The organism is Amycolatopsis endophytica, from assembly GCF_013410405.1.
GTDB lineage: Bacteria > Actinomycetota > Actinomycetes > Mycobacteriales > Pseudonocardiaceae > Amycolatopsis_E > Amycolatopsis_E endophytica.
The window spans coordinates 2,821,200-2,834,985 of the sequence record NZ_JACCFK010000001.1; the positions used below are offsets into that span (position 1 = coordinate 2,821,200).

At 70.0% G+C, this 13,786-nt stretch carries 13 protein-coding genes; 8 read left to right on the forward strand and 5 right to left on the reverse strand.

Translation table 11 applies throughout. From position 1 onward, the window contains the following. Positions 1 to 7: 7 nt before the first annotated feature. From HNR02_RS14075 to HNR02_RS14090, 4 genes are all read left to right on the forward strand, one after another. Complete coding sequence (locus HNR02_RS14075; RefSeq protein ID WP_179773629.1) at positions 8 to 418, forward strand: GlcG/HbpS family heme-binding protein; 411 nt, start codon at positions 8 to 10, stop codon at positions 416 to 418. Between the two features lie 10 nt (positions 419 to 428). After that, positions 429 to 812: a VOC family protein gene (locus tag HNR02_RS14080; protein ID WP_179773630.1), complete on the forward strand. Its 384-nt coding sequence runs from the start codon at positions 429 to 431 to the stop codon at positions 810 to 812. Beyond that, the gene (locus tag HNR02_RS14085) at positions 809 to 1,702 is read left to right on the forward strand and encodes a class I SAM-dependent methyltransferase (protein ID WP_312861005.1); all 894 of its coding nucleotides are present in this window, start codon (positions 809 to 811) and stop codon (positions 1,700 to 1,702) included. The genes HNR02_RS14080 and HNR02_RS14085 overlap by 4 nt, the downstream gene beginning before the upstream one ends. A 425-nt stretch (positions 1,703 to 2,127) precedes the next feature. Further along, on the forward strand, positions 2,128 to 2,409 hold the full coding sequence (locus tag HNR02_RS14090; RefSeq protein ID WP_179773631.1) for a hypothetical protein: 282 nt from the start codon (positions 2,128 to 2,130) through the stop codon (positions 2,407 to 2,409). Between the two features lie 86 nt (positions 2,410 to 2,495). Here the strand turns inward: HNR02_RS14090 and HNR02_RS14095 are convergent, their stop codons facing one another. From HNR02_RS14095 to HNR02_RS14110, 4 genes are read right to left on the reverse strand one after another with little or no spacing between them, the layout of a single operon-like run. Then, positions 2,496 to 3,095, reverse strand: coding sequence for a GTP-binding protein (locus tag HNR02_RS14095; RefSeq protein ID WP_179773632.1), 600 nt, complete (start codon positions 3,093 to 3,095; stop codon positions 2,496 to 2,498). Next, positions 3,076 to 3,459, reverse strand: coding sequence for a DUF742 domain-containing protein (locus HNR02_RS14100; protein ID WP_179773633.1), 384 nt, complete (start codon positions 3,457 to 3,459; stop codon positions 3,076 to 3,078). The genes HNR02_RS14095 and HNR02_RS14100 overlap by 20 nt, the downstream gene beginning before the upstream one ends. Continuing rightward, the gene (locus HNR02_RS14105) at positions 3,456 to 3,905 is read right to left on the reverse strand and encodes a roadblock/LC7 domain-containing protein (RefSeq protein WP_246338563.1); all 450 of its coding nucleotides are present in this window, start codon (positions 3,903 to 3,905) and stop codon (positions 3,456 to 3,458) included. Before HNR02_RS14105 ends, HNR02_RS14100 begins: the two co-directional genes overlap by 4 nt. A 15-nt stretch (positions 3,906 to 3,920) precedes the next feature. Continuing rightward, a complete protein-coding gene (locus tag HNR02_RS14110) occupies positions 3,921 to 6,323 on the reverse strand; it encodes a sensor histidine kinase (protein ID WP_179773634.1) in 2,403 nt (800 codons plus the stop codon). A gap of 443 nt (positions 6,324 to 6,766) precedes the next feature. Here HNR02_RS14110 and HNR02_RS14115 point away from each other — a divergent pair, with 443 nt between their 5' ends. Beyond that, positions 6,767 to 7,534, forward strand: coding sequence for a glucose 1-dehydrogenase (locus HNR02_RS14115; protein ID WP_179773635.1), 768 nt, complete (start codon positions 6,767 to 6,769; stop codon positions 7,532 to 7,534). A 305-nt stretch (positions 7,535 to 7,839) separates the two neighbouring features. On the opposite strand, the gene HNR02_RS14120 is transcribed toward HNR02_RS14115, so the two are convergent. Beyond that, positions 7,840 to 9,033 carry a PucR family transcriptional regulator gene (locus HNR02_RS14120; RefSeq protein ID WP_312861006.1) on the reverse strand — a complete coding sequence of 398 codons (1,194 nt, stop codon included), beginning with the start codon at positions 9,031 to 9,033 and terminating at the stop codon, positions 7,840 to 7,842. 217 nt (positions 9,034 to 9,250) lie between these two features. Between HNR02_RS14120 and HNR02_RS14125 the strand changes: the two genes are divergently transcribed. The 3 genes from HNR02_RS14125 to HNR02_RS14135 are packed head-to-tail and all read left to right on the forward strand — an operon-like array spanning position 9,251 to position 13,782. After that, positions 9,251 to 11,242 carry an MMPL family transporter gene (locus HNR02_RS14125; RefSeq protein WP_179773636.1) on the forward strand — a complete coding sequence of 664 codons (1,992 nt, stop codon included), beginning with the start codon at positions 9,251 to 9,253 and terminating at the stop codon, positions 11,240 to 11,242. A 32-nt stretch (positions 11,243 to 11,274) separates the two neighbouring features. After that, positions 11,275 to 12,849, forward strand: a complete 1,575-nt coding sequence (locus tag HNR02_RS14130) for a CocE/NonD family hydrolase (RefSeq protein WP_179773637.1) — start codon at positions 11,275 to 11,277, stop codon at positions 12,847 to 12,849. Then, complete coding sequence (locus HNR02_RS14135; protein WP_179773638.1) at positions 12,850 to 13,782, forward strand: R2-like ligand-binding oxidase; 933 nt, start codon at positions 12,850 to 12,852, stop codon at positions 13,780 to 13,782. It begins immediately after the preceding gene. Positions 13,783 to 13,786 lie beyond the last annotated feature (4 nt).

Consider the following 13,786-nt stretch of genomic DNA (forward strand, 5'->3'; position numbering starts at 1 on the left):
AGGACATGTGGCACCACGTCTCGCTCTGGCCGATGCCCAGCGGGTGCTCGACGCCGCGCTGGCGAAGGCGCAGGAGATCCGGCAGCCGATGAACGTCGCGGTGGTCGACGACGGCGGCCACCTGCTCGCGTTCGCCCGGCAGGACGGCGCGATCCTCGCCAGTGTCGACATCTCGATCCGCAAGGCGCGCACGGCGGCGCTGTTGAAGATGACGACGGCCGACGTCGGCGCGGCGGCGGCGCCCGGGGCACCGCTGTACGGGATCGAGGTGACCAACGGCGGTCTTGTCATCTTCGGTGGCGGGATTCCGCTGGTGCGCGGACGGGAGGTCGTGGGGGCGATCGGGGTGAGCGCCGGTTCGGTCGAGCAGGACACCGAGGTCGCGGAAGCGGGTGTGGCGGCGTTCCGGCGGCGCTAGAGTCCGGCCCATGAGCATCTGGCCGGTCCTGCACTACGACGACACCTCCGCGGCGCTGCGTTTTCTCGTCGATCTCGGGTTTTCCGAGGTCGTCGCGGCACGGGACGACGAGGACGACGTCGTGCACGCGGAGGTGTCCTGGCTGGGCGGCGGGCGGCTGGTGTTCGGCTCGACGAAGCACGTCGAGAGCGTCCACGGCCGGATGCGCGCGGGCAGCGGCGCGGTGTACGTGGTGACGGACGACGTGGAAGCCGTGCACGCGCGGGCTCTCGCGGCTGGCGCCTCGGTGCTGGAGCCACCGCAGGACGCACGCTTCGGCTCCGGCGCCGAATCGCGGATCTGCACGATCGCCGATCCGGAGGGCAACCTGTGGACCTTCGGGACCTACCGGTGACCATCCGCTCGGTCGAGGACGTGCTGCGGCTGCTGGACGGGATGGTGCCGCCGGGCACCGCCGGAGTGGCCGACGAGTCCGTGGACAAACCGGACGAAAACCTGGCGGCGTGGATCTCGCAGGGAGTTGTCGAGCCGGGTCGGGCGCTGGACCTGGGGTGCGGGCCGGGGCGCAACGCGCGGTACCTGGCGTCGCTCGGGTTCGAGGTCGACGCCGTCGACGCCTCGCCGGTCGTGATCGAGCGGGCGCGGGAGCGCGCCGGGGACGCCCGCGTGTGGTTCCACTGCGGGAACGTGTTCGAGCTGACCCTGCGCGGCGGGTACGACCTGGTCTACGACTCCGGGTTCTTCCACCACCTGGCGCCGCACCGGCGGCCGAGCTACCTGGAGCTCCTGCAGCGGGCTCTGATGCCGGGCGGGCACTTCGGGCTGGTGTGCTTCGGGTCCGGCGGCGCCGCGTTGTCCGATGCCGACGTGTACCGGGTGGGCGATCTGGGTGCTGGCCTGGCGTACACGGAGGACTCGCTGCGGGAGATCTTCGGCGGGCTGGCGGAGGTCGAGCAGCGGGGGATGGTCGAGCAGGCGGACGACTCGCCGCTGTTCGGGAAGGCCGTCCTGTGGACGGCGCTCTTCCGGTTCCCCGGCTACCGGAAGGCGGCTGAGGCACGGGCGAGGGTGCTGCGCGGGCTCATGACGGTCGCCGACCGGCGCCGCGAACTGATCGACGCGCTGTGGGAAACGACCGGTCCGGCCTCGGCGGAGGAGGCCGTGCAGCGCGTGCTCGGGGTCGACGAGGTGCAGGCACGGGCCGTGCTGGACCTGCAGGTGCGGCGGCTGACCCCCTGGCAGATGGCGATGATCCGGAAAGAACTGGACCAGGGCGCCGACTGACGCCCGAGATCCCGGTCAGTGGGCTGATCGGTCATCGCGTGCGCGTCCGTTCGGGTGAATTGAACGTTGATCAGTCACGTCGGTGGCCCGTGCGGCGATCTTCACTCGCGGTGGCACGGGAGGCTTCTGGTGCCGTGTGCCGACAGGTCCGTACGCCCGTCATCGCGAGGGGGATCCAGCGCAGATGGACACACGCCGAATCACCGTCGTCACGAGCAAGGCCGACGAGTGGCGCACCAGGCTCATCGACCTCAGCTACCGCAACACCCTGCTGTACTTCCGCGACACTCGACCTCACCCACGCCGATGCCGCGGCGCTGACCGACCTCGAATCGCCGGGCCAAGGTCCGCTTGCGCGCGCTCGTCCCGGACGATGGGCTTCCAGCGGCGGGGGCGGTTGGCCAGGATGGTTCGCCGCGCGTGCCGTGGCTGCGGGAGCAGTTCGAGAAGCGCCGGGAAACCTCGCCGAGATCGAACGACTGCTGTGCCGCGTGTGCGACCCGGTCGAATACGACGACGGCGCGGCCAGCGCGGAAGACTTCCGCGACGCGGCCACAGTGGACGTTCTGATGGGCCGGGTCGAGGAGACCAGGATCTGCTTTTCCGACGGTGCCTACCGGATGGCCACGATCGGCATCGGCACCTTCATCGAAGGACTGTTGCTCTCGGTGCTCCTCGAGGGGACGAAGATCTGCGCGACACGGTGATGCTCTGCTGGGGCCCGGTCCAGGCGCTGCTCAACGATCTGGAGCAGAACCTGCCGTCGGTGTGACCGCGGCGCGGGCCACCCGGCCTATGCCGGCATCGACATCGCCCTGTGCATCAGGTGTTCGAGCAGCGTTTCGAGCACCAGCTTGGCCGAGTGGCGGTCACGCACGTCGCACAGTTGCATCGGCACACCGGGGTCGAGGTCGAGCGCCGCGCGGACCTCGTCCGGCTCGTAGAGGTCCGCGCCGTCGAAGCAGTTCACCGCGACGACGAAGTCGATGCCGCGCGATTCGAAGAAGTCCACCGCCGGGAAGCAGTCTTCGAGGCGCCTGGTGTCGGCCAGCACCACGGCGCCCAGCGCGCCGACCGACAGCTCCTTCCACATGAACCAGAACCGGTCCTGTCCCGGGGTGCCGAACAGGTAGAGCACAACCTTCGGGTTGATGGTGATCCGCCCGAAGTCCAGCGCCACGGTGGTGGTGGTCTTGTTCTCCACGCCGTTGAGGTCGTCCACCGCCGCGCCGAGTTCGGTGAGCCGTTCTTCGGTGCGCAGCGGCCGGATCTCGCTGACCGACGAGACGAGGGTGGTCTTGCCGACCCCGAACCCGCCCGCGATCAGCAGCTTGACGGCCTCCACCCCGTCGAGCTCGGGGTCGCCGACCGGATCAGAGTTTTCGTACGCCATCAAGCACCGCCCGCAACAGTTCGATATTGGGCCGCCGGTTGTCCGAGGGGACGGGTGGCGACCGGAAGATGAGGTGTCCCGACGCGATCAGATCGCTGACCAGGACCTTGACCGCGGCCAGCAGCAGGTTCAGCTGGGCCGCGATCTCGGCGAGGGACATCGGCCTGCCCTGGCACATCCGCAGGATCTCGCCGTACTCGCGGTCCAGCGTCATCACGTCGGACGCCGGCCGGACGGCCACCACGAGCGTGATGAGGTCGAGCTTGTGCAGATCCCTCCCGGCGCGACCGCGGGTGACCGCGAACGGCCGGACCAGCGGGCCCGGGTCGTCGTCGCGAGTCCAGGAGGTGTCCTCGTGTTTCACGGCGCCTGGGGAATCGGCGCCCTACGCGGTGGAGCCGACAGGTTCGTCCCGACCTGCCCCACCAGCACGTTCATCTCGTAGGCGACGACCCCCAGATCGGCGCCGGGGCCGGCGATCAGCGCCAGGCAGGCGCCCTCGCCCGCCTCGGTCACCACCAGGTAGCCGCGTTCGAGCTCCACCACGGTCTGGTGCACCGAGCCCTTGTCGAACTGGCTGCCGACGCCGCGGGCCAGACTGCGGAACGCCGAAGCCATCGCGGAAAGGTGCTCGCCGGATTCCCGGTCGAGGTCGGCGGACCGGCCGAGGGTCAGGCCGTCGGCGGAGAGCACCACCGCCTTTTCGGCCCCGGAAAGCCGTTTCACCAGGTCGTTGAGCAGCCAGTCCAGCCAGGGGCCCTGAGGTTTGCCTGCCACGTCTTCGTTCATCGCCGGACCATCCGTCTTCATCGATCTCATCTCGGACTACTGCACGCTGTCGCGACTGCCACGGCCCTGCCACGTTCCCCGCTGGAACGCGGACATGGTGCTGCGGGCCTCGTCGGGGCTGCGGAGCTGGAACCGCGGTGCGGCATCGGGTGCCGATGGCTGCTCTGCCTGCAGTTGCGGGGCGAGGTGCGCCTGACGCCGACGGCGTGGAAGCGGTTTCCGACCCGGCGAAGCGGCGCGCGCCGCGACGCCTTCGGGAAGGGCGCGTTCCTCGACGGTCCGCGTGCGCGGAGCCGGTGGGGCCGCATCCAGCGCGGGTTCCTCCTGCGGCCACTGCCGCGGGTCGAAATCGGCGTCGGCCCGCGGCAGTCTGGGCACCGGGTCCGGCGCCGCTTCCGGGACGAACGACGGGACCCGGGCGTGGCGAGCCCGGCGCAGCGCGCTGAGTCCGGCCCGGTTCCCGTCCTCCGGTGGCTCCGCGACCTCCGGCTCCCCGGTGTCGAGGATCTGGGCCGGGATCAGCACGATCGCCTTGATCCCGCCGTAGGCGGAGTCCACGAGGTTGACCACGATGCCGTGCTTGCGCGCCAGCGTACCGATCACGAACAGGCCGAGGTTGCGTTGCCCCGCCAGCGCCATCTCCTGGAAGTCCGGCGGGTTGCGCAGCCGCTCGTTGAGTTCTTCGCGCTCTTCGAACGGGATGCCGAGGCCCTGGTCCTCGACCTCCACCACGACACCCTTGCCGACCAGGTTGCCGCGCACCGCCACCGGCGCGTCCGGCGGGGAGAACGAGGTCGCGTTGTCCACCAGCTCCGCCAGCAGGTGCAGGATGTCGGCGACCGCGGTCCCCACCACCTTCACCTCCGGCAGCCGGACCGCGCTGACCCGCGCGAAGTCCTCGGTCTCGGAAATGGCGCTGCGCACGACCTCCTCGAGGGCCACCGGGTTGCGCCACTTCCGGCCCGGCTGGCTGCCGCCCAGGATCAGCAGGTTCTCCGCGTTGCGGCGCGCCGCGGTGGTGAGGTGGTCGAGCTGGAACAGCAACTCCAGGTGCTCGGGGTCGCTCTGCTTCGCCTCCGCGACGTCCAGCACGTCGAGCTGCCTGTGCACGACGACCTGGCTGCGGTGGGCGATGTTGAGGAAGACCTTGTTGAGGCCGCCGCGCGTCCTGGCCTCCGCGGTGGCCGCCGCGATCGCGGTTCGCTGCGCCGCGCTGAACGCCTCGGCGACCTGTCCGATCTCGTCGCCCCCGCGGTCGATCGGGGTCACCGCGGCGTCGACGTCCACCTGTTCGCCCGCGTGCAACCGGTCGACCAGCTCGGGGAGCTGCACCTCGGCCAGGTCCATGGTCTGTGACCGCAGCCGCCGCAACCTGCGAACCAGCGCGTTGGCCAACCGCACGGACACGACGAACGCGGTGACGGCGACGAGCAGGGTCGCGACGCCGGCCAGGATCGACTGCAGCAGCGTGGTGTCGGCGGCCTCGCCCGCGATGTCCGCCCCGTAGGTGAAGTGGTCGGACCACAGGCCGAGCAGTTCGGTGGCCACTTCGCTTTCCGCGGCGCGGAAATCGGCCAGCGGGATGCGCAGCGAACCCGTCGTGCTCAGCGAGTCCTCCGCCGCGGTGGCGACCTTCCACGCGTCGCTGCCGACGAGCCGGTTGTAGCGGGCCTGCTCGGCTTCGGGAAGGCGGTTGAACTGGCCTTCGAGCTGCTGGCGGTAGTTGCCGGTGAACTGGGTGAAGGAGACCCGTTCGGCCGGGGTCAGCTGGGACCGGGTGGTCAATACCGCGGCCACGCCGTTCGCGCGCCCGTGCGCCTCCATCACCCGGAACAGGTCGACGGTGGTGATCTGCTCGCGGGCGGCCGCCGCGTGCGAGGTGGTGCGCGCGGAGTCGGCGATGCCGTTCATGACCGCCCGGCCGAGCCCGGTGTAGAGGGCGTCGACGTCACCGGGGGAGACCTGGAACTGGTCGATGCCCTGGCGGACGACCGGGAGTTTGGCGGCCAGTTCCGCGAACTCGGCGTTGGTCCTGGCGACGCCTTCGGGGTTGAGCTTCCCGGTGATCCCGGCCAGCACGGTGAGCTGCGAGAGCACGACGTTGGTGCGGTCGCGCACGCCCGGCAGTTCGGTCCGCGCCTGCGCGTCGCCGGCCAGCGCCCGCGTGCTGGTGGCGAGTTCCTGCTGGACCGTGGCCTCGAAGGCGATGCACGGCGGGATCGCGGTCTTGAGGATGTCCGCCCAGTTCCGCGCGGCGACACCGGAGGACACCAGCGAACCGGCCACCGCGGCGCCCGTGATCAGCAGGACCGCGCTCGGGATGAGCGCGATGGCCAGCACCCGGGTGCGGATGCTGCGCCGCCCGCCGGTGCGGGTGAATCTGTTCAGTCGGTCCCGCCACTTGCCCGCGTCGCGGGGTGCGGGTGTCGGTTCGCGCAAGTTACCGCCCTGTCCTTGCCAGTTCGCAGAACTCCGGTACCAGCGGACGGAGACCAGCGCGCCGACGGTTGTTTTCCCGTTTCCCGGCAACAGTTCTTCCGCGCCCGGCGACGCGGGCTCGTGCCCACGGCCACCTACTCGTCGGTACTTTTCCCGTAGCGCAGGAAAAATCCCGGCGAGACAGCGGTATCCGGCCCCAGTCCGACAGCTCGATGAAGTGCCGTCACCTTATCCATGGTGTCAACACTCCGATCGTGAGCCCGAAAACCGGCCCGGACGAATCCGATCCAACAAGGGCTGTCAACCCCCGTCGCGGAAACCGGTGGACTCACGCTACGGTGTCGCATCCGCGCCGCCCGGCGGTGCGGACGAACGACATTCCTCCTCCCCACCCCAGGGGTGTGCGACGTACCCCTGTTCCCCGACAAGGAGTCGAAGGCCAGATGGCGGATTCATTGCTGACGGGCAAGAGCGCGCTGATCACCGGCGCGGCGCAGGGGATCGGCGCGGCGATAGCGCGGCTGTTCGCCGCGCAGGGCGCCAAGGTCGTGATCGCCGACATCAACGAGGAGGGCGGCGCGGAAACGGCCGCGCACATCACGAAGGACGGCGGTGACGCGACATTCCTGCGCACCGATGTCACATCTGCCGCCGATCTCGACGCGGCGGTCCGTGCCACGGTCACCGCGCACGGAAAACTGGACATCGCCGTCAACAACGCCGGCATCGAAGAGCAGGGTTCCGCCCTGCACGAAATCACCGAAGAAGCGTGGGACAGGCTGGTTTCGGTGAACCTCAAGGGCGTTTGGCTGTCGATGAAATCCGAGATCACGCAGATGCTGGCGCAGGGAGGAGGCACGATCGTCAACATGGCCTCCGTCGCCGGCCTTGTCGGCCTGCCGCTGGGGATCGCCGACTACTCGGCGGCCAAGGGCGGTGTGATCGCGTTGACCCGTACGGCGGCGATCGAGTACGTCAAACAGGGCATCCGGATCAACGCCGTCTGCCCGGGCGTCGTCCGCACCGCCTTGCTGGACAACGCCATCACGACCGGGATGTTCACCGAGGCGGAAGCAGCCGCCCTGCACCCGAGCGGCGTACTGATCGATCCGGCGGACGTCGCCGAGACGTTCCTGTTCCTCGCCTCCGGCGCGTCGAAGCACATCACCGGGCAGGCGCTGCCCGTCGACGCGGGATTGGCGGCCGGCTGAGCCCCGGAACGGCCAACACGCCGCCCGGAACGGCCAACACGCCGCCCGGAACGGCAAACACGGCGGCGCCGTCGCGTGTTTGCCGCCGGGGGCGCCGTGTTTGCCGCCGGGGGCGGCGTGTTGGCCGCTCGTGACGATCGAAGCGGGGCCCGGCAACGCAACCCGGCCCGAAGGCCGCCCAGCCCTCCCCCGCACCCCGCCTGCTCGGCCGGAGAAACCATGAAAAATCGGGGCGGCCCCAGTCCATGGCGAGCTTGCGAGCCCGGCGCTTCCAGCCGCGCGTAGCGTTGAAACGCGCGTAGCGCCTACGAGGGCCGCGTTCCGAGCAAATGGTGCGCCTCCAGGGCGATCTGCATGGTCAACCGTTCCTCGGGCTCGCCCAACCGGTCCCCGAACAGTTCGGTCAGTTGCGAGACCCGGTACCGCACCGTCTGCGGATGGATGTCCAGCAGCCGCGCGATGTCCACAGTGTTCCCGTTGCACTTGAGCCACGCCAGCAGCGTCTCGGCCAACCGCAACTGCTGCTTGGGTGTCAACGAAGCGAAGGGCGCCAACGTCCGGGAAGACAGTTCCTCCAGCAGGAACCGGTCCTGCAACAACCACAACGTCGTCAGGTGGTCCGAACTGTGCACCACCGGACCACCGGAAATCAACCCGGCCCGAACCAGCTCCAGTGTCCGGCGCGCCCAGTACAAGGACGTCGCGGCATCCGTCAGCCGGACACGGGGGCCGACCGCCGCCCGCCAGTTCGGCATTTCCGACTCCAGCACGGGAATATCCCGGGCAGGTACCGGGGTGATCAGGCACGGCTCGGCGCCTTCCAGGTCCAGCAACACGTCCTCGCTCAGGGGCGGAACGAAATGCTGCTCCTCCAACGGCTCCAGCGCGACGACGGTGACCCATTCCGGCACGTCCCACTGCGCGGCGCGGGCCATTGACGACACGGCCGACGGTGAGGACGGGGGTGTGGCGAGGATCAGTTCCAGCAGCCGGTGCCGCCGCCGTTCGAGTGTGCCCGTCGCCCGTGCCTGGGCCAGGGTGTACCCCTCGACCGAGTAGGACGATATTTCGTCGACGTAGGCGAAAATGGCTTCGGCGCTGACGCACAGCATCGGCACCGGCAGGCGCATCGACTGACCGAAACCGGAAACGTAACGCCACGCCGCCTGCCCACCGGCGCGGTAGGCGGCCTGCAACGAGTTCAGGCTGCCGCCGTCGTGGTAGACGCGCTTGCCGACCTCGTGGAACATCTTGCCCCAGCGGTCCTGTGCGGCCTGCAGGTCCTCGATGCTGTCCAGGCAGCTCAGCACCGCCTGTTCGATCGCGCGCACGATGACCTCGCCGAACTGGCCCTCCAGCGGCTTGGCGTACTCGGGCACGGTGTGCTGGATCTCGTCGAGGATCTTCGTCGCCAGACGGTCCGCGTGCGGGCGGAACCGGCGGGCGAGCTCTGCGGGCAGCGAGAACCACAGTCTGCGTGCCTGACTGGTTCCGGCCACCGTCCCCGCTCGCGGCGAGGCATCACTGCCGACACTAGCCATGCCCAGCATCAACCCACATCCGCACAGCCCGCGCAACGATCACTCGCCCGACTGTCACGCCTGGACGGACCGGAGCCGGAAAATCTGTCACCGGTAAGCGAAAAAACACGTCACCCCTGTTCGCGGACGGGTGGCCGTTGTTAGCGTGGCGACCCGCCGGCCGACGGGAGGAGGGATGGCAGGACTCGCGTCGCGGTGCTTCCGGCACGCGCCCTGGGTGATCGCGGTGTGGTTGCTGGCGCTCACTGGGCTCGTGCTAGCCGCGCAGCACTCCGGTGCGGCGTACCGGGACACGGTCGCCCTGCCGTCCGCGGACAGCACGGTCGCGTCGGCCATGCTTCCTCCCGGCGACCAGGAACGCGTGGTCGTCGAAGCCGCGGGCACGATCGATACGGTCCGCGACCGCATCGAACCGCTGCTCGGTGAGCTGGCGGGTCTCGACCACGTCACCGGCGTCGTTTCGCCCTACGCCGCACCGGAGCTGGTGTCCGCGGACCGCCGGATCGCGGTGATAGCGGTGAGTTTCGACGCCCCGGCGGAGGAACTCGGCCCGGAACCGGCCGCCCGGCTCGTCGACACCGCGCGGGCCGTCGAGGGGGACGGCCTGACGGTCGGCGTGTCCGGTCAGCTCGCCGCGATGACGGTGGGCGCGCCGAACCTGGGCAACGCCGGGATCGGCCTGCTCGCCGCGGCGCTCGTCCTGCTGATCACCTTCGGCTCGATCGCGTGCGTGATCCTGCCGGTGGTGACCGCCGCGGTGTCGGTCGGCTCCGCGCTCGCCGTGGTCGTCGTGGTTTCGCACGTGATGACCGTTCCGAAGATCAGTACGGAGATCGCCGCGCTGCTCGGGCTCGGGGTGGGCGTGGACTACGCGTTGTTCGTGCTCACCCGCTACCGGCAGGGCCTGCGTGAAGGTCTGCCCGCGGTCGAAGCGCTGGAACGCGCGGCCGCGACCTCGGGCCGCAGTGTGGTCTTCGCCGGTGTCACGGTCTGCGTTTCGCTGGCGGGGATGTTCACCGTGGGCATGGCGTTCCTGAACGGCATCGCCATCACGTCGGCGATTTCGGTCGCCCTCACCATGCTCGCGGCGCTGACGCTCCTCCCGGCGCTGCTCCGCTTCGGTGGCATGCGCACGCTGCCCAGGCACACCGCGTCCGGCGGGGGCTGGTCCTGGCTCGCGCGTTCCGTGACGCGGCGGCCCGCGCCCTACGCGATCGTCGCGGTGCTGGTCATCGCGGTACTGGCGGCGCCGGCACTGGGCCTGCGCCTGGGTATGCCGAGCGCGGGGCACGATCCGCCGGGCAGTCCGACACGCGTGGCCGACACGCTGCTCACCGAGGGTTTCGGCCCGGGCGCGAACGGGCAGCTGGTGCTCGTCGCCGAACGGCCCGATCCGGCGGCGACGACCGCCGTGCGCGAGATCGTCGCCGAGCGAGCTTCCGTCGGACCGCCGCAGGGTCCGGTCCTGACGGTCACTCCGCGCACGGCTCCGGACGACCCCGCCACCGCGCAGCTGGTGTCGTGGCTGCGCGAGGTCGCGGGCCCCGGGTGGCACGTCGGTGGCGCGGTGGCGGTGCAGACGGACTTCTCGGCGACCGTCACCAGCAGGCTGCCGCTGTTCCTGGCCGCTGTCGTGGCGATCTCCGTGCTGCTGCTGGCGCTGGTGTTCCGCAGCGTGCTGATCCCGCTGACCGCGGCGGTGATGAACCTGCTCACCGCGGCCGCCACGACCGGTGTGGTGGTGGCGGTGTTCGGCGGGCCGATCGAGCCGTACCTGCCGGTGTTCCTGTTCGCGGGCCTGTTCGGGTTGTCGATGGACTACGAGGTCTTCCTGATCTCCCGCATCCAGGAGGAATGGCGCCGCACCGGCGGCACCCGCACGGCGATCGTCGAAGGTCTCGTCTCGACCGGGCGGACCATCACCGCGGCCGCGTTGATCATGGCGCTGGTGTTCGCGGCGTTCGCGTTCGTGGACAGCCGGGTGGTGCGGGAGGCGGGTGTCGGGCTGACCGCGGCCGTGCTGCTCGACGCGGTCGTGATCCGCTGCCTGCTGGTGCCCGCCGTGATGGTGCGGCTGGGCCGGGCGAACTGGTGGCCCTCGCGCCGACGTGAGCATCCGGCCGCGCCGATTCCTGTCCCGCGTGACAAAGCCGGGCGGATCCATTGAGCAGCAAAGGTTTGATCGTTAGCGTCGGCACGATGAAACACCGCGTGACCGCTGTCGTTCTCGCGTTGCTGGGCACCTTCCTGCCGGGTCTGTCCACTGCCGCCGACGGGTTCGGCACGGAATTCCTCGACATCCCCGCCGCCGACGGTGTCGCACTGGGATCGATGGTGATGGAGCCGTCCTCGCCGGGACCGCATCCGCTGGCCGTCCTCATCGGAGCGTGGGGCGGCGGGCGCACGCAGAACATCATCCCCGCCAAGGAACTCGCCGACCGCGGTTACGTCGTCATCTCCTACGGCGCGCGCGGGTTCGGCGAATCCACCGGTGAGGTCGAGGTCGCGGGCACCGAGGACATCACCGACGTCTCCACGGTGATCGACTGGGCGCTGCGCAACACCGATGCCGACCCGTCCCGCATCGGCGTCGGCGGCGTGTCCTACGGTGCGGGCATCGCGATGATCGCCTCCGGGTTCGACGCGCGGATCAAGGCCGTCGCCTCGCTCAGCGGCTGGGCGGACCTGGTGGCGTCGCTGACGACGAACGACACCCGGCACGGGCTTGCCGGACTGGTGCTGTACCTGTCCGGCAAGGCCAACGGCACGCTCAGCGCCGAAACCGACACCATGCTGCGGAAGTTCCTCGAACCACGCATCTCCGACGCCGACTCCGAGGCGGTCATCGACTGGGCGGAACCCCGCTCACCCGTCACGTACCTGGACCGGATCAACGCCAACCACCCGGCGGTACTGGCGATCCAGACGTGGAGCGAGACGGTGTTCCCGCCGGACCAGATGGTGGACTTCTACCGGCGCCTGACCGGCCCGAAGCGCGCGGAGTTCGTGCCGGGCGACCACGCCGCGACCGAGTCCGGCGGCCTGCTCGGCCTGCCCAGTGACACCTGGACCTCGGTGTACCGCTGGTTCGACGCGCATGTGGCGGGCACCGACACCGCGATCGAGGACGAGCCGCCCGTGGTCACCCGCGCCCGGCCCGGTATGCGGCAACCCACGTACCAGTCCACTTGGGACGATGTGGTCGGCACACCGGTCCGGTCGTATCTCGGCGAAAAGACCCTCCAGCCGCAACCCGCCGAGTGGAGCCGGACCGTCGCCGCGAACCGCGACACCGTCGCGAACGGCGGGATCCCGCTCGCCACCTACAGCCTGGAGGCGCTGACCGGGAACCCGCCGAACATCTTCCTGCCGCAGGTCGACCGTGGCAGCGCGGGGGTCTGGCACCAGGAGCCGGGGGAAGCGCCGGTGGAGATCCGCGGTTCGATGCACGCGCACCTGACCGTCGTCCCGCCAGGGGCGACCGGCACCGCCGTGGCCTACGTCTACGACGTCGACCCGTTCGGCGTCGGCAGCCTGATCAACTACCTGCCCTACAGCTGGAAGAACGCGACACCGGGACAACCGCTGGCGGCCGACTTCCACTTCGCGCCGACCGCCTACACCGTCGCGGCCGGGCACCACCTCGCGCTCGTCGTCGACTCGAAGGATCCGCTGTTCCTGGACTGGAACTCCGGCGACGGGCGGCTCGGTTTCGCCTCCACCACGGCCGATCCGGCCTGGCTCGACGTAGCAGTGCACACCGGGAGGGCTTGAGTGACCACGACCATCCGAGAGGACTTCACCGCGCTGCGCGCCGGTGGCCTCAACTGGGACGTCCTGCCGTTGCGGCTGTTCGCCAAGGGCAACGCGAAGTTCTGGAACCCGGCCGACCTCGACTTCGGCCAGGACGCGAAGGACTGGGCCGCCCTGTCCGACGCCCAGCGCTTCGCCGCGACCATGCTGTGCGCGCAGTTCGCCGGTGGCGAGGAAGCCGTCACACACGACATCCAGCCGTTCCTGTCGGCGATGGCGGCCGAGGGCCGCTTCGGCGACGAGATGTACCTGACCCAGTTCTGCTTCGAGGAAGCCAAGCACACGCAGGTCTTCCGGTTGTGGCTGGACGCGGTCGGGGTCACCGGCAATCTGCACGAGCACGTCGAGGACAACCCGGGCTACCGGGCCATCTTCTACGACGCGCTGCCCACCGCGCTGGAGCGGCTCAAGCACGATCCGAGCCCGGCCAACCAGATCCGCGCGTCGGTGGTCTACAACCACGTCGTCGAGGGCGTGCTCGCGCTGACCGGCTACTTCGTGTGGAACCGGGCGTGCCGCGCGCACGGGATCCTGCCCGGGATGCAGGAGCTGATCCGCCGCATCGGCGACGACGAGCGGCGGCACATGGCGTGGGGCACCTTCACCTGCCGTCGGCATGTCGCGGCCGACGACCGCAACTGGCAGGTCGTGCAGGACGAGATGCAGGCCCTGCTGCCGCATGCCATCGCGCAGATCGAGTGGACCACCAAGAAGCTCGACGGTGACCCGTTCGACCTGCGGCTGGACGGCGTGATGGAGTACGCCGCCGACCACGCGATGCGGCGGCTGAAGGCGATCGAGTCGGCCCGTGGCACGCCGGTGGCCCAGATCGACCTGGACTACAGCCCGGAGCAGCTGGAAGAGGACTTCCACGACGAAGACGCGGCGAGGTGAGCGG

What these genes read in the sequence shown, in the direction of transcription:
- HNR02_RS14080 (WP_179773630.1), top strand. Translation starts at nt 429, where the DNA reads ATGAGCATCTGGCCGGTCCTGCACTACGACGACACCTCCGCGGCGCTG.
- HNR02_RS14130 (WP_179773637.1), top strand. Translation starts at nt 11,275, where the DNA reads ATGAAACACCGCGTGACCGCTGTCGTTCTCGCGTTGCTGGGCACCTTC.
- HNR02_RS14125 (WP_179773636.1), top strand. Translation starts at nt 9,251, where the DNA reads ATGGCAGGACTCGCGTCGCGGTGCTTCCGGCACGCGCCCTGGGTGATC.
- HNR02_RS14095 (WP_179773632.1), bottom strand. Translation starts at nt 3,095, where the DNA reads ATGGCGTACGAAAACTCTGATCCGGTCGGCGACCCCGAGCTCGACGGG.
- HNR02_RS14105 (WP_246338563.1), bottom strand. Translation starts at nt 3,905, where the DNA reads ATGAAGACGGATGGTCCGGCGATGAACGAAGACGTGGCAGGCAAACCT.
- HNR02_RS14115 (WP_179773635.1), top strand. Translation starts at nt 6,767, where the DNA reads ATGGCGGATTCATTGCTGACGGGCAAGAGCGCGCTGATCACCGGCGCG.